The organism is Brevundimonas sp. GW821-FHT09G01 (assembly GCF_059416065.1).
This window is the reverse complement of sequence record NZ_JBWKOL010000008.1, coordinates 92,584-110,354: the sequence shown is the minus strand read 5'-3', so window position 1 is coordinate 110,354 and position 17,771 is coordinate 92,584. Positions and strand designations below refer to the sequence as shown.

Below are 17,771 nucleotides of genomic sequence, written 5' to 3'. Positions count from 1 at the left end.
GGTCAGTGCGCCTCGGGCGGGCGAGCGGCCGGGCTGTGGTACTCGCTCTCGGCCTTCTTCTTTTTGCCGAGCACGAAGCGGCGGTCGCAATAGCCGCACTCGACGTGATCGTCCTCGCCCATGTCCATGTAGACGAGCGGGTGGCCGAGGGCGCCGCCGCCGCCGTCGCAGGCGACGCGCTTGGACGTCACCACGATCTCTTCCGGCGGCGGGATGATCACGGTGGTGGGTCGCGAGGACATTCGGACGGCTCTGACTTGGCGATTGGTGCGAGGGTGCATAGGTATGCGCGCGCGCTCCATACCGTCAAACGGAGCCGCTCGAAACACCCGAAAGCGCCGAATGACCGAGACCGACACCCTGCCCGTCAACGCCATCGAGGTGCGGGGGCTGGAAAAGACCTATGCGGGCAACAAGAAGTCGCCGCCCAAGACTGCCCTGCGCGGGGTCGATCTGGTCATCCCGCGCGGCTCGATGTTCGGCCTGCTGGGCCCGAACGGCGCGGGCAAGTCGACCCTGATCAACATCCTGGCCGGGATCGTAAACAAGACCGGCGGCACAGCCTCGATCTGGGGCCGCGACATCGACAAGCAGCCGCGCGACGCCCGCGCCGCCCTGGGCGTCGTGCCGCAGGAGATCGTCGCTGACGTCTTCTTCACCCCCAGGGAGGCCCTGGAGGTTCAGGCCGGCTTCTACGGCGTGCCGGCCAATGAGCGCCGCTCGGACGAGCTGCTGGCCGCGTTGGGCCTGTCGGACAAGGCCAACGCCTACGTCCGCGCCCTCAGCGGCGGCATGAAGCGCCGCCTGATGGTGGCCAAGGCGCTGGTGCACAATCCGCCGATCCTTATCCTCGACGAACCGACCGCCGGGGTCGATGTCGAGCTGCGCCGCCAGCTTTGGGAATACGTCCGCAAGATCAACGCCGAGGGCGTGACCATCCTGCTGACCACCCACTATCTGGAGGAGGCGCAGGAGCTCTGCGACACCATCGCCATCATGAACCGGGGCGAGGTGGTGGCCTGCGAACCGACGCCGCAACTGTTGCGCCGCCTCGACACCCGCAACGTCGTCGTGACTCCCGAGGGAGAGCTGACCGCCCTGCCGACGGTCAAGGGCTTCGATGTCGTGCCGCGTCCGAACGGCGCCTTCGCCATCAGCTACAAGAAGGGCCAGTCGTCGGTGGAGCAGGTCCTGGCCGCCGTCCGCGCCGCAGGGGTGACCATCGCCGACATCTCGACCGAGGACCCCGACCTGGAAGATGTCTTCCTGGCGCTGACCTACGGCGATGCGAGCCAGGTGAGTCCGACCAAGGACTGAGGCTAGACCACCATCACCGTGCCGATCAGCAGGCGCGCGCCGGCGCGGCCCATGACGGTGTTGGTGGCGGTCTGGAGCTGGGCGACCAGCCGTTCGATGTCGGGCGGAGCGCCCGGCAGCAGGACCGCGGCGCTCTGCTGCACCACCTGGGCGTAGGCGGCGCGCAGGCGCGGGGCCGACTGCGCCACGCGGGCGCGCAGGGCCGCGTCCGGCGTATCCACCCCGATCTCGACCGTCATGACGCCCAGGCTTCCGCCGGGGCGGCGCACATTGCCCGTCACCGTCGGCAGGCCGAGATAGCTGGCCTGCGACGAACTTCCACCCCCGCCCGACGAGGCGGCGGCGGCGGGCGTGGCGGCGGCAGCGGTGGCGATGGCCGCGAGGCCGAGAATAGCGCGACGTTCCATGCGCTCTCCATAGCGGACACCGCTTAACATTCCCCTGAGCCCGGCCTACCTCGGAGTCATGAGCCCGCGCGAGATCGACACCGGACTGGACGGCTTCCGCTGGTGGCCCGGGGGGCTGGACGCCAAGGCGCAGGCCGCCCTGCTGACCGAGGTGATGGCGGCGGTGGACGACAGCCCCTTCTATCGGCCGGTCACACCGGGCGGACGGCCCTTCTCGGTGCGGATGACCAACCTGGGGCCGCTGGGCTGGGTGTCGGACCGGGACGGCTATCGCTACCAGGCGACCCATCCGGAGACCGGCGCGCCGTGGCCGCCGATCCCGCAAGCCCTGCTCGATCTGTGGCGCGACCTGACCGGCTGGCCCGAGCCGCCCGACGCCTGCCTCGTCAATCTGTATCAGGACGGCGCGAAGATGGGCCTGCATCAGGATCGGGACGAGGCCGATCTGGAAGCGCCGGTGCTGTCCGTTTCGCTGGGCGACACGGCGATCTTCCGCGTCGGCCCCGCCGGCGGCGGACCGACCAGGTCCGTCCGACTCTCCTCAGGCGACGTCTGCGCCCTGACCGGGCCCGCCCGGCTGGCGCGGCACGGGATCGACCGGTTGCTGCCCGGCTCGTCGAGCCTGATTCCGGGCGGCGGGCGCATCAATCTGACCCTGCGCCGGGCAGGCCCCGTCGGGGGGCCGTCTTCACGGCAATCGTGACTCGACGCTGGCGGGCGCCGCCGCCACTGTCCCGCCTCCCACAGCCCGGAGCCCGCCAATGTCGCTGATCCGTCCCGAAGGCCCGCAGGCCGATGATGTGATCCTGAGCCGCCGGACGTTGGGCGCCGGAACGCTGGGCGGTCTGTTCTTCGCCGGCTATGCACCCGCGGCCCTGGCGGCCCAGGCCAGTCCGGTGACGACCGACGGCGCGGGCCTGTCGCAGGGCGAGGTCAGCTTCCCGGCCCCCGACGGCTTCCAGCTGCCCGCCCTCGTCGCCCGCCCGGACGGCGACGGCCCCTTCCCGGTGGTGATCGTCGTCTCCGAGATCTTCGGCGTGCACGAATACATCCGCGACATCTGCCGCCGCCTGGCCAAGGCCGGCTATGCGGCGGTGGCTCCAGCCTTCTTCAACAGGGTCGAGGACCCGGCGCCCCTGTCCGACATGCAGCGGATCCAGCAGATCGTCGGCGCCGCCGGCTATGAGCAGGTGATGGGCGACGTCTCGGCCACCCTGGACTGGGTCAGCCAGCAGCTCTGGGCCAACGGCGACAAGATCGGCATCACCGGTTGGTGCTGGGGCGGCAAGGTGGTGTGGCAGGCCTGCGCCCGCTTCGCCGTGCTGGACGCCGGCGTCGCCTGGTACGGTCGCCTGGCCCCGGCGGCCACCGCCACCCCGGAACAGGTCAGCAGCGGCCAGCCGTGGCCGGTCGACCTGGCCGACGACCTGAAATGCCCGGTGCTGGGCCTGTACGGCGCGGAAGACCGCGGCATCCCCCTGCCCAGCGTCGAAGCCATGCGCAGCGCCCTGGCCCGCGCGGGCCAGACCTCCAGCGAGATCGTTATCTATCCGGGCGCCCCGCACGGCTTCCACGCCGACTATCGCGACAGTTACCGCGCCGCGGACGCCGCCGACGGGTGGGGCAAGCTGCTGGCCTTCTTCGGCGCGCGGCTGAAGGCCTAGGCCTTGCCGTCGAAATTCCCACCGGTGGCCTGGGCGGCGGCGTAGGCCGCATTGCCCGCCGCAGCACCGGAGCCCTTGGCGGCGACCACCACCATGGCCGGACGCACGGTGCGGCCGAACAGGGCGTAGCCGGCCTGCAGGGTCTGCAGCACCTGGCCGCCCTGAACCGTGTCGGAAGGCTGTTCCATCATCGCCTGATGCAGGTGCGGATCGAAGGCCTCGCCCGGCTCCGGCGCGACGCGCTTGAGGTTGTTGGCCTCGAAGGCCGACAGCAGGGCCTTCTGGGTCAGCTCCAGACCGGTGACCAGACCGGCCTCGCCGGCGTTGGCGTCCTTGGGCGCGGCCTGGATGGCGCGCTCCAGGTTGTCGGCCACGACCAGAAGGTCGCGCGCGAATTTCTGAATGGCGTAGGCGCGGGCGTCGTTGTTCTGCGTCTCGGCCCGGCGCTTGACGTTCTCGGTCTCCGCGACGGCGCGCAGGGCGCGGTCCTTCCACTGGTCGCGCTCGGCGATGACGGCGTCCAGCGGAGCCAGATCGTCCTCACCGTCAAAGCCTGCGGCCTCGCCGAGGTCGGCGTCCAGCTCGGTTTCGGGATCGTAGTCGGGGGTATCGTTCACGTGTCTTGTCCGTCCAGCATCCGGCCCAGCACCCTGGCGGTATAGTCCACCAACGGGATCACACGGGCGTAGTTCAGTCGCGCGGGGCCGATGACGCCGATGGCGCCGAGAACCCGCTGTCGGCCGCTCATATAGGGCGCCGCGATCACGGCGGAACCCGAAAGTGAGAATAGTCGCGTCTCGGCGCCGATGAAGATGCGCACGCCCTGGGCCGTGGACACCCCGTCCAGCAGGCCGATCAGCTGTTCCTTCTGCTCCAGATCGTCGAACAGGATCCGGACCTTTTCCAGGTCCTCCATGGCTCCCGCGTCCTGCAGCAGGTTGGCGCGGCCGCGCACGATCAGGGCCCGCTCGCGCTCCGCACCGCCGGACCAGGCGGCCAGACCGTCCTCGACCAGCCGTGCCGCGGTCTCGTCCAGTTCGCGCCGGGCGGCGTCCAGTTCGGTGCGCATTTCGGTGCGCGCCTCGTGCAGCGGGCGGCCCTTGAGCCGGGCGTTGAGGAAGTTCGACGCCTCCTGCAGCGTCGAGGGCGTGACCCCGGCCTTGAGCGGCATCAGCCGGTTCTCGACCGAGCCGTCGTCGCCGACCAGCACCGCCAGGGCCTGATCGCGGCCCAGGGCCACGAACTCCACATGCTTGACCCCGGCGTCGCGCACCGGGCTGGCCACGATGCTGGCTCCGCCCGCCAGGCCGGACAGCAGGGACGACGCCTCGTTCAGCGCCTCGTCGAAGCTGCGGCCGCGGCCGGCCAGGCGTCCGTCGATCTCGCGCCGTTCTTCCGTGGAGATGTCGCCGATCTCCAGCAGGCCGTCGACGAACAGGCGCAGGCCCGCATGGGTGGGAATCCGCCCCGCCGAGGTGTGCGGCGACGCCAGAAGGCCGGCCAGGGTCAGGTCCTGCATGGTGTTGCGGATCGAGGCCGGCGACAGGCTGACCCCGCTCATCGACAGGGTCCGCGATCCGACAGGCTCGCCTGTCTGCAGATAGCTTTCGACGATGCGCCGGAAGATGTCGCGCGCCCGCTGGTCGAGCCCGGCCAGGCCGCCGGCCTCCAGCCCGGGGGCGGTCAGGAGAGGGGTTTTCATGGCCGAGCCTCCCAGAGATCGCGGTCAAGACGCATGACCAGGCAGTCGTCCTCGTCAAACATCCGGCGTCCGACGACCGCGAACCCCAGCCGCCGATAAAAGCGGTGGGCGTCCGTGTTGGTGTTCAACGGATCTATGACGATGGCCGCGACCGCCGGATCGGCGAAGGCGTCGTTGATCGCCAGGGTCATCATTTGCGTGCCGTAGCCGCGGTTCAGCGCGTCCGATGGCCCGATCCAGATGTCCATGGCGCGCAGGTTCGGCTCGATCTCACCCCAGTAGTGGGTCGGCTCCAGATGCGGGTCGCAGACCTGCATGACGCCGATGGGACGGCCGTCCACCTCGGCGACGAGGTGAAAGCTGACGTCGGACCCAGCCTCGATCTCCTCGATCCAGTCCTGCCCCCCGAAGGCGACCTCGGCGTCCGCGTCGTCGCTGGAACAGGCGATCACATGCGGCTCGCGATCCCACAACGCCAGCATCGGCGCGTCGGCGACCGTCGCGGGACGCAGGCGCACCAGACCGGGCGTGGAGGGGGACAGGCTCATGGTTTCAGGATAAGCACCGCCGCGACGGCTTCCAAGGACCATGACCATGACGACACCCCGCCCCTCCGACCGCACCCCCGAACAACTGCGCAAGGTGACGCTGGAGACCGGGGTGAACCGCTACGCCGAGGGCTCCTGCCTGGTCACTTTCGGCCATACCAAGGTGCTGGTGACGGCTTCGGTCGAGGAGAACGTGCCCGGCTGGATGCGCGGCAAGGGTCAGGGATGGGTGACGGCCGAATACGGCATGCTGCCCCGCGCCACTCACACCCGCGGCCGCCGCGAGGCCGCCGCGGGCAAGCAGACCGGCCGGACGCAGGAAATCCAGCGCCTGATCGGACGGTCCCTGCGCGCCGTGGTCGATCTGAAGGCGCTGGGCGAACGTCAGGTGGTGCTGGACTGCGACGTGGTCCAGGCCGACGGCGGCACCCGCACCGCCGCCATCACCGGCGCCTGGGTCGCGATGGCCAGCGCGTTCGACTATCTGCGCGCCGAGGGCGTGATGAAGACCGATCCGATCCTGGACCAGGTCGCCGCCGTCTCGTGCGGCGTGTGCAACGACCAGCCGGTGCTGGACCTCGACTACGAAGAGGATTCCACCGCCGAGGCCGACAGCAATTTCGTCCTGACCGGCTCGGGCACGATCGTCGAGATCCAGGCCACCGGCGAGAAGCGCGGCTTCACCCGCGCCGAATTCGACCGCCTGTTCCAGCTGGCCGACGGCGGCTGCGCCGAGCTGTTCGCCCTGCAGCGGGCCGCGCTGGGCCGGTAAGCTTCGCCTTACAGGCGCTCGGGGTTTCATCGTTCGCCGAAAGCAGGCATCGTCATTTCACAACGTCCGGGGAGATGACGATGCGCCTGCCGATCCTGCTGACCGCCGCCCTTCTGCTGGTTTCCGCCTGCGACCAGCAGGCCGCGCCCAAGGGCCCCGACGCCGCCGCGCCCGCCGCTGAAGCGACGCCGGATCCGGTCATGCCGGCCGACGCCCCGCCGCAGGAAGAAGCGATCGCGCCCGTCGAGGCGTCCTCGACCTCGTGCACGCTCGACCAAGGATCGGACGGGGCGATGGAGCTGGTCCGCCGCTGCATGGCCGTCAGCACCGCCAGCCATCCGCCGTGCAACCCGGAAAACCCCTGCCAGCTGATCCAGGACGAGATCGACCGCGCCTGCGCCGCCTACAAGCCGGGCGAGACCAAGCCGGCGGAGTGCGCCGCTTAACGGTTTACAGACGTCAGGGTTGTACGGTGGCGGAATGACCTCCGCCGCCACACCCGCCGATCTTCGCGCCCTGACCACCCTGCGCTTCCTCGCGGCGGCGTGGGTGGTGCTCTACACGGCCTGGCCGCACCTGAACGTCGGCTTCACGCCGGTGGCGGTGACCAAGGGCTATCTGGGCGTCGAGGTCTTCTTCGTCCTGTCGGGCTTCATCCTCAGCCACGTCTATCTCGAGGCGGCGGGCGAAAAGCGCTATTCGTACAAGGGCTTCCTGTGGGCCCGGATCGCGCGGGTCTATCCACTGCATCTAGTGACGCTGGCGGGCATGGCCGTGCTGGGCGTCGGTGCGGTGGTCGCGGGGCTGTCCGTCAGCGACAGCCTGACCGACTGGCGCGCCCTGCCCGCCCACCTGACCCTGACCCATGCCTGGGGTCTGGCCCCGTCATCAGCCTTCAACCACCCCTCGTGGTCGATCTCTGCGGAATGGTTCGCCTATCTGAGCTTCCCGGCCTTCGCCTTCGTGGCCTGGCGACTGCGGAACCAGCCGGTGCTGGCCACCGTCCTGGCCGCCGCCGTGGCGCTGGGGATCTACGCCGCCTTCCAGCCCCTCGCCGGCTTCTCCCTGACCGAGGCGACCTTCCGCTGGGGCGCGCTGCGCATCGTGCCGTGCTTCCTGCTGGGCTGCGCCCTGTACCTGGTCTACCGCCGCGCCCCGATCCCCTTCGCCGGGCCGGTCGCCCTGCTGAGCGGCGCGGGCGTGCTGATCAGCGCCTCGCTGGGCCTCTGGGACCCGATCACGGTCCTGTTCGCGGGCGGTCTGATCCTGGGCCTGGGCTCGATGACGAACGAACGCGCGGGGCCGCTGGCCTCGAAGGCCGGCGTCTATCTCGGAGAAATCAGCTACTCGATCTACATGGTCTGCGCGCCGGTCCTGCTGGTCATGACCAACGTCGCGGCCCGCCTGACCGGAGCCGACGACAAGCGCTTTCACATCATTGTGTGGCTGGGGATTGTCGCGGCCATTCCGGTGGCCGCCATGCTGACCTACCACCTCGTCGAACGCCCGGCCCGTAAGGCTTTGCGGCGGTTGGCGGACCGAAACGGCTCAGGTCAAGCCGCGACGAAAGCGCACACCCGACTCGCCTGAAAGGGGTCTTCAACCCTCCGGAACTATCCGTTACGGGTTGTTTCAGCGGCAGTCGGGAAAAGCCACAGCATGATCAAACGGCTCACAGCCGTCGCAGTTGCGACGACCCTCGGGATTTTTGCGCTGGGCGTCGCGCCCGCTCCCGCAAAGGCCGATGAGCCGTACTGGCAGTGCGTGACCTTCGCCCGCATGTTCTCGGGCATCCAGATCTTCGGCGACGCCGTGACCTGGTGGCGTCAGGCCCAGGGCCGCTTCACCACCGGCCATCGTCCGCAGACCGGTTCGGTTCTCGCCTTCGAAGCCAACGGCCGCATGAACCGCGGCCACGTCGCCGTCGTCTCGGAAGTGTTGACCGACCGCGTCATCCGCGTGACCCACGCCAACTGGGGCGGAAGCCGTGGCAAGGTCGAGGAAAACGTCACCGTCGTGGACGTCTCGAACAGCAACGATTGGACGGCGGTCAAGGTCTGGTACAACCCGATCCATGACCTCGGCACGACCGTCTACCCGACCCATGGCTTCATCTACCAGCAGGCCCCGCAGGCCGCCGGTGTGCAGATGGCTTCGGTCCAGCCGGTCGGCCCCGGCCAGCATTGAGGGTTCGGCCTCGTCGACGGGGCCTTCCGCATGATCCGTCTCTATCGCTCGACAGGCTCGGCCTGCGAGGACGTGCAGCTTGAGGCCGGCGCCCTGAAGCTGGGGCCGAACGTGCTGTGGATCGACCTGATCAACCCGACGCGCGAGGAAGACGCCGCCGTCGAAGCCGCCCTGGGCGTCTCCGTGCCCACGCGCGAAGAGATGCAGGAGCTGGAGGCGTCCAGCCGCGTCTATCGCGAGAACGGGGCCACCTATCTGACCGCAGACATCATCACCCGGGGCGACGAGGACATCCCGGGCATCGAGCCGGTGACGTTCGTCCTGACCACCGGCCCGCTGATCACCATCCGCTATGTGGACCCCAAGCCGTTCACGATGCTGCTGGAGAAGCTGGAGCGCGAGCCCGGCCTCTGCGCCTCGGGCGCGGAACTGTTCCTGCACCTGATGGAGCTGGTGGTCGACCGCGCCTCGGACATCCTGTCCCGGACCGTGACGCGGGTCGAAGGCATCGCCAGCCACGTCTTCTCGGGCGGCAAGACGGTCGGCTTCGAGAAGCTGATCGGCAAGCTGGGCCGGGCCCAGATCGCCAACGCCCGCATCGAGCAGAGCCTGGCCGGCCTGACCCGGGTCTTCGCCTTCGTGGCCATCGACGAACGGATCGACAGCGGCGAGGCCCGCGCCCACCTGCGCTCGCTCAGCCGCGACGTGGAAAGCCTGACCGCGCATAACCAGTCGGTCGCGGCCTCGATCAATTTCCAGCTCTCGGCCGCGCTGGGCCTGATCAACATCGAGCAGTCGTCGATCATCAAGATCTTCTCGGTGGCCGCCGTCGCCTTCCTGCCGCCGACCCTGATCGCCTCAATCTACGGCATGAACTTCGACCATATGCCGGAGCTCCACTGGATGGGCGGCTATCCGCTGGCGGTGGCCGCCATGGTCATCTCGGCCCTGCTTCCCCTGATGTGGTTCAAGCACAAGGGCTGGCTGTAGAGCTTGACCCGCCCCGCCGGTCGGGGCTTCCTGCCCGCCCTTCGCCGGAGTCCTTCATGCGCCTGCTCGCCCTCGCCGCCTCAGCCCTGATCCTGTCGGCCTGTTCGCAGGGGGCCGAGACGCCGGCCGCGCCCGCCGAGCCCGCCGGGCCGCCGCCGGTGCTGTCGGGCGTGAACCTGTCGGAACCGGTGACCGTGTCGGGCACGGAGCCGTTCTGGACGATCAAGCTGACCGGCGCGGAACTGATCTACGAAGGCCTGGATCGCCCCGAGCAACGCGCGCCGCAGCCGAAGATCGAGGTTCAGGGCACCGTCGCCACCTTCCAGACCCAGTCGGCGGCGGGCACGACCTTCGACATCACCCTGACCGCGACCGAATGCAGCGACGGGATGAGCGACCGCACCTATCCGCTGACCGCCGTGGTCAAGGTCGGCGAGGAGACGCTGATGGGCTGCGCGGCCTCGACCGCCGCCCTGGCGCGCGCGGGCGAGAGCGGCCTGGTCGTCTAGAGCGAAATCGGTTGAGTTGGACGCAGTCCAACTCGGCTCAGATTTCGCTCCAGTTTGATGCTGGGCCATTTTTTGGATTCAGGTCGATTCGACCTGAAGCAAAAATGGCCTAGACTGTCTGATCCCTGAGGGTGCGCATCGCCCCGAGACGGGCGAAGGCGATGGTCAGGGCCTTGCGCCGGGCCGGGGCCAGCGGACTGGACGGCGCCTCGCGCACCACCGCCCCGCCGAAGCCGTCAGCCACGATCAGCCCCGGTTCGTCGGGCAGGACGCCCTGCGGAAACTCGGGCGCGACGGCGAAATAGAAGGCGTCGCAGAACGGCCCGTACTCATGCCATTTGCGATCGACGCGATAGTCCTCGATCCCTGACTTCACCTCGACGATGACGATGTCGCCGCGCGGCCCCAGCGCCATGACGTCGGCGCGCCGCCCGTTGGGCAGGCCGACCTCCAGCAAGGGCGCATAGCCCAGGTTCAGCATCAGCCGCGCGGCCCCGCGCGTCACCGACAGCGTGGTGTCGGGACGACTGAAGACGAGGTCGATCTGCAGGGCGGCGGCGGCCATCCACCTTTATGTTCCGGCTCTGTTCACGGTTCAAGAGAGGATTAAGCTTGGCCGCAGAGCGGGTGATAAGCTCGCCTTGAAACGCCCTGAAGGACCCAGTCCATGCCCGAAGACCGCGTCGCCCGACGCAATCGCGGCAACCCGCGCGGCCTCTGGCTGCTGGCGGCGCTCGGCGTCGCGGTCGCCCTGCTCATCGTCGCCGTCGTGCTGAAGTCGATCGCCGCCGATCAGCGCGCCAGCCGCGAGCTGGATGCCGTCGTGGCCCACGCGGAAGCGCCGTCGTCCATTCCCGCGCCCGCCCCGCCGAAGGGAGGGGCGGCGCCCTACTGACCGGTCTGCACGACCGCCCCGGTCTCCAGCCCCAGCGCCGCCGCACGCCGCAACAGATCGGCCCGGACCGCCTCTGACGGGCTCTGGCTGCGATGCCAGATCCACCAATCCGACCGGTTGGGCAGGGACAGGATCGCCCAGCTGTAGTCCGGCGCGTGCGCCTGCACCCGGTAGTTCTGCCCGGCCAGCCCGCCGAAGCTGAGCAGGCCCGTCAGGCTGAAACGCAGGTTGCGGTTCTCGCCGGGGTCGGTGACCCGGGCGTTGGCCCGCAGCGTCTCCACCCGACCGTCGGCGCGGCGGGTGCAGGTCACCACGATGCCGTAGCGGTCGGCCCGCGCCTGGGGCGTGAAGTCGATCTGGGCCCGGCGGCAGTCCTTCTGGACGTCGTTGGGACTGCGCGCGATCTCGAACCAGCGGCCGTCGAAGCGGTCCATGTCCACGGCTTGGGCGACAGCGGCGTTCGCGGACAGGGCGCAGGCCAGGGCGAGTACGACAACGGCGGGACGATGAATCATGGCGCAGTTCTCCTGTGGTCCCGACGCCCTGTTTACGCGCCAGGGCCCGGATCGGATGCGCCGGTCAGAACCGGGTCAGAGAATGTAGCGGCTCAGGTCGGCGTTCCTGGCCAGGTCGCCGATGCGCTCGCGCACCTTGTCGCCGTCGAAGGTCACGGTCTGGCCGGTCAGGTCCGAGGCCTTGAAGCTGGTCTCTTCCAGCACCCGCTCCAGCACGGTCTGCAGCCGCCGCGCGCCGATGTTCTCTACCGCCGAATTGGCCGCCACCGCCGCGTCGGCCATGGCCTCGACCGCGTCCTCGGTGAAGACCAGCGTCACCTCTTCCGTGGCCAGCAGGGCCTGATTCTGACGGATCAGATTGGCCTCGGGCTCGGTCAGGATGCGCTTGAAGTCGTCCCGGGTCAGGGCCTTCAGTTCGACACGGATCGGAAGGCGGCCCTGCAGTTCCGGCAGCAGGTCCGACGGCTTGGCCACGTGGAAGGCGCCCGAGGCGATGAACAGCACATGGTCGGACTTCACCGGCCCGTATTTGGTCGACACCGTGGTGCCCTCGATCAGCGGCAGCAGGTCGCGCTGCACGCCTTCGCGGCTGACATCGCCGCCGCGCGCCTCGGACCGGGCCGCGACCTTGTCGATCTCGTCGATGAAGACGATGCCCTCGTTCTCGGCCAGCAGAAGCGCTTCGTTGGTCAGGCTCTCCTGATCCAGCAGCTTGTCGCTCTCCTCAGTGGTCAGGGGCGCGACCGCGTCCTTGACCGCCAGCCGGACCTTCTTGGTGCGACCGCCGCCCAGCTTGCCCAACATTTCGGACAGGTTGATCATCCCGACGTTGCCGCCGGGCAGGTCCATGCCCTGCATCGGCGAGGCGGTGTCGGCCAGTTCGACCTCGATCTCCTTGTCGTCCAGTTCGCCGGCCCGCAGCTTCTTGCGGAAACTATCGCGCGTGGCCGGCTGGGAGCCGGGCCCGACCAAGGCGTCCAGAATCCGCTCCTCGGCGGCGCCCTCGGCCTTGGCCTTCACACCCGAGCGACGCTTGTCGCGCACCATGACCAGCGCCGCCTCGACCAGGTCGCGCATGATCTGGTCCACGTCGCGTCCGACGTAGCCGACCTCGGTGAATTTGGTCGCCTCGACCTTCAGGAAGGGCGAGCCGGCCAGCCGGGCCAGCCGGCGGGCGATCTCGGTCTTGCCGACGCCGGTCGGCCCGATCATCAGGATGTTCTTTGGAGTCACCTCGTCGCGCAGGTCGTCAGGCACGCGCTTGCGGCGCCAGCGATTGCGCAGGGCGACGGCGACGGCGCGCTTGGCGTCGTCCTGGCCGACGATGAAGCGGTCGAGTTCGGAAACGATTTCGCGGGGAGACAGATCGGTCATGGGACCGAGATAGGACGCCTCAGCCGCCGGCGGGAGGGGGCGCGGCGATCGGCGCGGGGATCAACTGGGCCAGGACGATCTTCCAGCCGCCTTCCTGCCGTTGCCACAGGCGGACGTAGTGACCGGTTCGCGCCTGACCGTCCCGCTCCCACGCCGCCGTCCCATAGGTCCAGACGAGGTCGCCATAGCGGGATGCGCCGCCGCCTTCGGTGGGGCCGAAGCGGAACGTCGCCGGCCACGCCGATAGCGCTTCGGCGAAGGCGGCGCGCCCGATCGCCGGGGGCCTCGGCGCGACGTAGAGACGGCCGTTGTCGGCCATGGCCGCCAGATGGGCCGTCCTCTGGTCGGTCGCGGCCGCCCGGGCCAATTGCACTTCCCTCGCCGTGACATCCCGCATCGCCCATTCGCTGGGAACGCCGCCCGGACGCTCGCCGTTCGGCCCCACCGCGAGCACCAGCTGGGGCCCCTGTTCGAGGATCGCCGGCTCGGTCTCCGGCCCCGGCACGTCCGCCGCGCTCGCACCCGAACCGCCGTCATAGACCCACTTCCAGGACCCGTCGGGCTGGCGTTGCCAGATCGTGAAATAGTGGCCGGTGCGGCGGCCGCCGACCTGCACCCCGCCGGTGGTGAAACCCATGTCGCCCGACCGCGAGACGCCGGCGAAGTTCGGCCACCACTCCAACAGCGGCTCGTCGGCCGGTCGCGGCCCGTCAGGATAGGCGTCACGCACGCGCTGCACCTGCCCGCCGCCGATGACGATGGCGTCCGGTGTCGACCATTTGTTGAAACTGCCGGCGACGCCCATCGACGGCGCATCCGCCGCGAACGCCCGCTCGGCGGCTACGACCGGGGCCGCGTCCGGCGTCTGGGCCATGACGGGCGAGGCGGCGATCAGGGCCGCGGCGAAGGTCAGAGCGCGCATTGGATAGTCCTCCCGCCGCCATGGAGCGGCAGAAGCGGGGATTTGTCCCGTTAAATCGCGGAAAGCCGGCGCTACTCCAGCGTTTCGACGGTGAGATTGCCGTTGGTGTAGACGCAGATCTCCGCCGCCAGGGCCATCGACCGGCGCGCGATGGCCTCGGCGTCCAGGTCGGTGTTCTCCATCAGGGCCCGCGCCGCCGACAGGGCGTAGTTGCCGCCCGAGCCGACCGCCGCGACCCCGTATTCCGGCTCAAGCACGTCGCCCACCCCGGTCACGGTGAAGATCGAGTCGCGGTCGGCGACCAGCAGCATCGCCTCCAGCCGGCGCAGATAGCGGTCCGTGCGCCAGTCCTTGGCCAGGTCGACGCAGGCGCGGGCCAGCTGGTCCGGATACTGCTCCAGCTTGGCTTCCAGCCGCTCGATCAGGGTGAAGGCGTCCGCTGTCGCTCCGGCGAAACCCGCCAGGACCTTGCCGCTGGCCAGGACGCGCACCTTGCGCGCGGCGCCCTTGACGATGGTCGGCCCCATGGAGACCTGGCCGTCGCCGGCAATGACCGTGCGGCCGTCCTTGCGCACCGCGAGGATGGTGGTGCCGTGCCAGTCAGGGAATGAGGAGGTGCTGTTCATCATTCCTTGCAGATGGAGACCGGAATGCGGCGCGGCAAGCGAAAAGCTTGGGAAAACAACGTTCCGGCTCCGCCGTAATATAGCCCATGTAACGCGTTACATTGTCAATCCGTACCCCATTTTCGCAAATTAAGGGAGGCTTCGTGCTTCATCGCGTGATCTACGCCAGCGAAGCCGTTGGCCCGACGGGGGTGTCGACTCTTTCCATCGCCCAGATTCTCGGCGTGTCCGAGGTGAACAACCGGCGCGACGAGATCACCGCCGCCATCATGTTCCACCGCGGCCATATCGTGCAGGCCATCGAGGGCAAGCGCGTCGATATCGACCGCCTGATGCGCCGCCTGCTGGCCGACCGTCGCCATACAGGACTGCGGATTCTGGTCGATACGCCGATCACCGACCGCCTTCTGAGCGATCCCGTCAGCGTCTGCCCGGACCCTCAGGCGATTCTTCGGGGCGCCGGCGTGGGCGAGATCTCACGCCTCACGGCCAATGAGGCCGAGGCCCTGCTCGACCTGAAGTACGCCGCCTGAGGGCGTGACCTTCGCCGCCGCAGCGCCTAACTGGAGCCGGTGAGCTTTTCCGAAGACGAAATCGAACGCTACGCCCGCCATCTGGTGCTGTCCGAGGTCGGCGGCCCGGGTCAGCAGCGGCTGAAGGCCGCGCGGGTCGGCCTGATCGGCCTGGGCGGCGTCGGCGCGCCCGCAGCGCTGTATCTGGCCGCCGCCGGGGTCGGCACCCTGCGCCTGATCGACGACGACGCCGTCTCCCTGTCCAATCTGCAGCGCCAGATCGTCTTCGACACAGCGGACGTCGGCCGGGCCAAGGTGATCGCCGGGTCCGAGACCCTGGCGGCGCTCAATCCCCATGTCGGCCTGGAGCCGCGCCCCGAACGCCTGACCGCGACCAACGCCGCCGCCCTGATCGAGGGTTGCGACGTGGTCATCGACGGGACGGACGACTTCGGCGCCCGCTTCGCCGTCAACGCCGCCTGCCTCGCCTGCCGGATCCCGCTCGTCTCGGGCGCCCTGGGCCGATGGAGCGGTCAGGTCGGGGTCTTCCACGGCGGCCCCTGCTACAGCTGTCTGGTGCCGGAGACGCCGCCCGACGCCGACACCTGCAGCCGCGTCGGCGTCGTCGGCGCGCTGGCGGGCGTGGTCGGAGCGATGGCGGCGCTCGAGGCGATCAAGCTGATCGCCGGCGCCGGAGAGCCCTTGTCAGGCCGCCTGCTGATCTATGACGGACTGGCGGGGACGGCGCGCACGGTCCGCGTCGCCCCCGATCCGGATTGCCCCGATTGCGGGGGTCAGGCGAAGGCCTGACGGAACAGGGCGACGTAGCGGGTCATCAGTTCCTGCTCCTTGTCGTCCTCCCAGTCCCCGTGGCCGAAGTCCTCGACCTCGATCAGCTCAACCGGCCGTCCGGCGGCGCGGAAGGCGTCGCGCATACGCCGGGACTGTATGATCGGCACGACGCCGTCCTCGACGCCGTGGACGAGCAGCACCGGGCAGGTGATGTCACTGATCCGACGCCGCGGCGAGGCGGCCTCGATCGCGGTGGCCTCCGTGCGGCGGTCGCCGATGCGCTTGGTCCAGAACTCGTAGATCGGCTTGCCCGCCAGATCATCCTCGCGCTCTTCCCAGGCCAGCATGTCCGGCAGATCGTAGACGCCGCAGATGCCGATCGCGGCCTTGTAGAGATCCGGTCGCTTGGCGGCGCTCATCAGGGCCGCGTAGCCGCCGTAGCTGGTGCCCATGATGGCGACCTTGCCGGCGTCCAGACCCTTGAGCGCTATCGCATGGGCGACCGCGTCCTCGATGTCCTCCTGCATGCGCGTGCCCCAGCGGGTCCAGCCTTCGCGAGCGAAGGCCATGCCGTAGCCGCCCGAACCGCGGAAATTCGGCCTCAACACCCACCAGCCCTGCGCCGCCAGCACCTGCGCCTGCCGGTCCCACGAAGGCGTGTCGCGCATCTCGGGTCCGCCGTGGGGCAGGGCGATCAGCGGTCCCGGCGCTCCGCCCGGAGGCGCGATGAGGTAGGCCTCGATGGTCGCCCCGTCGCGGGTCTGGACCTGCAGGATCTCGCCGGCGCCGAGACGCTCCGTGACCAGGGCCGTGGCGGAGCCGATGTGGACGATCGCCCGCGCGGCCTTGTCGTAGAAATACCACGAACCCGGCTCGTTCTGTCCCTCGACCGCCGCGATGAAGCGGTTCCGGGCGGCGTCGACGCCGGTCAGGGTCACGTTGCACTGGTTGTCGAAGAAGCGGTTCAGGGCGCGATGGTGCGGCGCCAGCGTCGGATCGGCGAACTCATACTCCAGCCGCTCGCCATAGTAGGCCGCGCCGAGATAGTGACCCGCGGAGTCGCGCAGTCCGTAACTCACGTCGCGCCCGGCGCGACCGTTCAGCGGCGGGCCGACGGCCAGAGTGGCCAGGTCCATCTCGCGGACGGACTGCACGTCCTCGCTTTCCAGTCGGGCCCGGACCAGCACCGTCCCCGGACGGTCCGTGCCGCCGACCCAGTAGAAGTCCGGCGCGTCGCGGAAGCGCGAACGACGCGCCATCTTCCATTCCGTTTCACCCGGCGCGCGGACCATGATGGTCTCCATCGTGCCGCGGCTGTTGACGTCATGCCGCATGACGGGGACGCCGTTCACCGTGCGCCAGTTGAAGGTGCCGGCGCTGCCGCGCTCGATCCGCTCGGCGCTGCCGGTGGCAAGGTTGACCTTGTGCAGGGCCATGATCCCGTCGGCCTCCCAGGCCGCCATCAGCACGTGGTCGGGATCGTTGGGCAGCAGGTCGATGATCCGGCCCATGTCGGCGGTGGCGCGCATGCGCTGACGCTGGTCGTTGAACAGGACCACGATGGCGCCGGTGCTGACGTTCACCGACAGGGCGCGCCGCGTCGTATATTCGACGCCGGGCGTGGTGAAATTGGAGCCGGCTTGCGAGCGCCGCGCCGTCTTCTGGCGAATGAGGACGCCCACCAGCAGCCGGTCGTCGCTGCCCCAGTAGAGGTAGTTGACCTCGACCGGACCGAGATCGAGCCGGCGGCGCGTGCCCTCGGGGTCGTCCGCCTGGATGATGTCGATGGCGCCGTTGGGCTCTTCCTGGGTGCCCAGCTGTTCCAGCACGGCGATGCGCGCGCCCGACGGCGACAGCGACACGGCCCGCGTTCCGGTCGATCCGAAGAAGTCACCGATGGCGTGCGGGGCGGTCTGGGCCCGGGCCGATCCGACCCCGGTCGGCAACGCCGCCATACCCGCCAGCGCCCCGACGCCGACCAACAGCCCACGCCGCGACAGGGCGGCCTGCGCCGCCTCGCTCAATCCACACTTCACGGT

23 protein-coding genes are annotated in these 17,771 nt (G+C 69.4%); 12 read left to right on the top strand and 11 right to left on the bottom strand.

Going from position 1 to position 17,771, the window contains the following annotated elements:
- Positions 1-2 precede the first annotated feature (2 nt).
- Positions 3-242 (bottom strand): zinc-finger domain-containing protein, encoded by a 240-nt coding sequence (locus tag AC07NB_RS15055; protein WP_291838021.1) that lies wholly within the window; start codon positions 240-242, stop codon positions 3-5.
- A gap of 100 nt (positions 243-342) precedes the next feature.
- On the opposite strand from AC07NB_RS15055, the gene AC07NB_RS15050 reads away from it, so the two are divergent.
- Positions 343-1,317, top strand: a complete 975-nt coding sequence (locus tag AC07NB_RS15050; protein ID WP_492312079.1) for an ABC transporter ATP-binding protein — start codon at positions 343-345, stop codon at positions 1,315-1,317.
- Positions 1,318-1,319: 2 nt separating this feature from the next.
- Here the strand turns inward: AC07NB_RS15050 and AC07NB_RS15045 are convergent, their stop codons facing one another.
- Positions 1,320-1,724 carry a Tat pathway signal protein gene (locus tag AC07NB_RS15045; protein WP_492312078.1) on the bottom strand — a complete coding sequence of 135 codons (405 nt, stop codon included), beginning with the start codon at positions 1,722-1,724 and terminating at the stop codon, positions 1,320-1,322.
- A 58-nt stretch (positions 1,725-1,782) separates the two neighbouring features.
- Here AC07NB_RS15045 and AC07NB_RS15040 point away from each other — a divergent pair, with 58 nt between their 5' ends.
- Positions 1,783-2,427 carry an alpha-ketoglutarate-dependent dioxygenase AlkB gene (locus tag AC07NB_RS15040; RefSeq protein ID WP_492312077.1) on the top strand — a complete coding sequence of 215 codons (645 nt, stop codon included), beginning with the start codon at positions 1,783-1,785 and terminating at the stop codon, positions 2,425-2,427.
- A 58-nt stretch (positions 2,428-2,485) separates the two neighbouring features.
- Complete coding sequence (locus AC07NB_RS15035) at positions 2,486-3,388, top strand: dienelactone hydrolase family protein (RefSeq protein ID WP_494570623.1); 903 nt, start codon at positions 2,486-2,488, stop codon at positions 3,386-3,388.
- On the opposite strand, the gene grpE is transcribed toward AC07NB_RS15035, so the two are convergent.
- The 3 genes from grpE to AC07NB_RS15020 are packed head-to-tail and all read right to left on the bottom strand — an operon-like array spanning position 3,385 to position 5,638.
- Positions 3,385-4,005, bottom strand: coding sequence for a nucleotide exchange factor GrpE (grpE, locus tag AC07NB_RS15030; protein WP_291838034.1), 621 nt, complete (start codon positions 4,003-4,005; stop codon positions 3,385-3,387). The genes AC07NB_RS15035 and grpE overlap by 4 nt on opposite strands.
- On the bottom strand, positions 4,002-5,090 hold the full coding sequence (gene hrcA / locus AC07NB_RS15025; RefSeq protein WP_494570622.1) for a heat-inducible transcriptional repressor HrcA: 1,089 nt from the start codon (positions 5,088-5,090) through the stop codon (positions 4,002-4,004). The genes grpE and hrcA overlap by 4 nt, the downstream gene beginning before the upstream one ends.
- The gene (locus tag AC07NB_RS15020) at positions 5,087-5,638 is read right to left on the bottom strand and encodes a GNAT family N-acetyltransferase (RefSeq protein WP_494570621.1); all 552 of its coding nucleotides are present in this window, start codon (positions 5,636-5,638) and stop codon (positions 5,087-5,089) included. Before AC07NB_RS15020 ends, hrcA begins: the two co-directional genes overlap by 4 nt.
- A gap of 46 nt (positions 5,639-5,684) precedes the next feature.
- Between AC07NB_RS15020 and rph the strand changes: the two genes are divergently transcribed.
- The 6 genes from rph (at position 5,685) to AC07NB_RS14990 (ending at position 10,096) form a co-directional block, all read left to right on the top strand.
- Positions 5,685-6,410, top strand: coding sequence for a ribonuclease PH (rph, locus tag AC07NB_RS15015; RefSeq protein WP_291838041.1), 726 nt, complete (start codon positions 5,685-5,687; stop codon positions 6,408-6,410).
- A gap of 80 nt (positions 6,411-6,490) precedes the next feature.
- Complete coding sequence (locus AC07NB_RS15010) at positions 6,491-6,856, top strand: hypothetical protein (protein ID WP_291838043.1); 366 nt, start codon at positions 6,491-6,493, stop codon at positions 6,854-6,856.
- A gap of 34 nt (positions 6,857-6,890) precedes the next feature.
- Positions 6,891-8,000: an acyltransferase family protein gene (locus AC07NB_RS15005; protein WP_494570620.1), complete on the top strand. Its 1,110-nt coding sequence runs from the start codon at positions 6,891-6,893 to the stop codon at positions 7,998-8,000.
- A 69-nt stretch (positions 8,001-8,069) separates the two neighbouring features.
- Positions 8,070-8,597, top strand: a complete 528-nt coding sequence (locus tag AC07NB_RS15000) for a CHAP domain-containing protein (protein WP_291838047.1) — start codon at positions 8,070-8,072, stop codon at positions 8,595-8,597.
- A 30-nt stretch (positions 8,598-8,627) separates the two neighbouring features.
- On the top strand, positions 8,628-9,587 hold the full coding sequence (locus AC07NB_RS14995; protein WP_494570619.1) for a magnesium transporter CorA family protein: 960 nt from the start codon (positions 8,628-8,630) through the stop codon (positions 9,585-9,587).
- Between the two features lie 56 nt (positions 9,588-9,643).
- Entirely contained in the window at positions 9,644-10,096 is a 453-nt protein-coding gene (locus tag AC07NB_RS14990) for a COG3650 family protein (protein ID WP_291839702.1), read from the top strand.
- A gap of 109 nt (positions 10,097-10,205) precedes the next feature.
- Here the strand turns inward: AC07NB_RS14990 and mmcB are convergent, their stop codons facing one another.
- Positions 10,206-10,661 carry a DNA repair putative endonuclease MmcB gene (mmcB, locus tag AC07NB_RS14985; protein ID WP_492312068.1) on the bottom strand — a complete coding sequence of 152 codons (456 nt, stop codon included), beginning with the start codon at positions 10,659-10,661 and terminating at the stop codon, positions 10,206-10,208.
- 102 nt (positions 10,662-10,763) lie between these two features.
- Here mmcB and AC07NB_RS14980 point away from each other — a divergent pair, with 102 nt between their 5' ends.
- Entirely contained in the window at positions 10,764-10,991 is a 228-nt protein-coding gene (locus AC07NB_RS14980) for a hypothetical protein (protein ID WP_494570618.1), read from the top strand.
- On the opposite strand, the gene AC07NB_RS14975 is transcribed toward AC07NB_RS14980, so the two are convergent.
- The 4 genes from AC07NB_RS14975 to hslV all read right to left on the bottom strand — a co-directional run bounded on the left by AC07NB_RS14975 (position 10,985) and on the right by hslV (position 14,428).
- Positions 10,985-11,506, bottom strand: a complete 522-nt coding sequence (locus tag AC07NB_RS14975) for a lipocalin family protein (protein WP_291839709.1) — start codon at positions 11,504-11,506, stop codon at positions 10,985-10,987. The two genes, AC07NB_RS14980 and AC07NB_RS14975, sit on opposite strands and share 7 nt — an antisense overlap.
- 75 nt (positions 11,507-11,581) lie before the next feature.
- Positions 11,582-12,880 carry an ATP-dependent protease ATPase subunit HslU gene (hslU, locus tag AC07NB_RS14970; protein ID WP_494570617.1) on the bottom strand — a complete coding sequence of 433 codons (1,299 nt, stop codon included), beginning with the start codon at positions 12,878-12,880 and terminating at the stop codon, positions 11,582-11,584.
- Between the two features lie 19 nt (positions 12,881-12,899).
- Positions 12,900-13,802 (bottom strand): nuclear transport factor 2 family protein, encoded by a 903-nt coding sequence (locus AC07NB_RS14965; protein WP_494570616.1) that lies wholly within the window; start codon positions 13,800-13,802, stop codon positions 12,900-12,902.
- Positions 13,803-13,873: 71 nt separating this feature from the next.
- On the bottom strand, positions 13,874-14,428 hold the full coding sequence (hslV, locus tag AC07NB_RS14960; RefSeq protein WP_494570615.1) for an ATP-dependent protease subunit HslV: 555 nt from the start codon (positions 14,426-14,428) through the stop codon (positions 13,874-13,876).
- Positions 14,429-14,571: 143 nt separating this feature from the next.
- Here hslV and AC07NB_RS14955 point away from each other — a divergent pair, with 143 nt between their 5' ends.
- Positions 14,572-14,961 carry a BLUF domain-containing protein gene (locus tag AC07NB_RS14955; RefSeq protein WP_492312063.1) on the top strand — a complete coding sequence of 130 codons (390 nt, stop codon included), beginning with the start codon at positions 14,572-14,574 and terminating at the stop codon, positions 14,959-14,961.
- A gap of 39 nt (positions 14,962-15,000) precedes the next feature.
- Entirely contained in the window at positions 15,001-15,750 is a 750-nt protein-coding gene (locus AC07NB_RS14950) for a HesA/MoeB/ThiF family protein (RefSeq protein WP_494570614.1), read from the top strand.
- On the opposite strand, the gene AC07NB_RS14945 is transcribed toward AC07NB_RS14950, so the two are convergent.
- Positions 15,735-17,768 (bottom strand): alpha/beta hydrolase family protein, encoded by a 2,034-nt coding sequence (locus AC07NB_RS14945; protein WP_494570613.1) that lies wholly within the window; start codon positions 17,766-17,768, stop codon positions 15,735-15,737. The two genes, AC07NB_RS14950 and AC07NB_RS14945, sit on opposite strands and share 16 nt — an antisense overlap.
- Positions 17,769-17,771 lie beyond the last annotated feature (3 nt).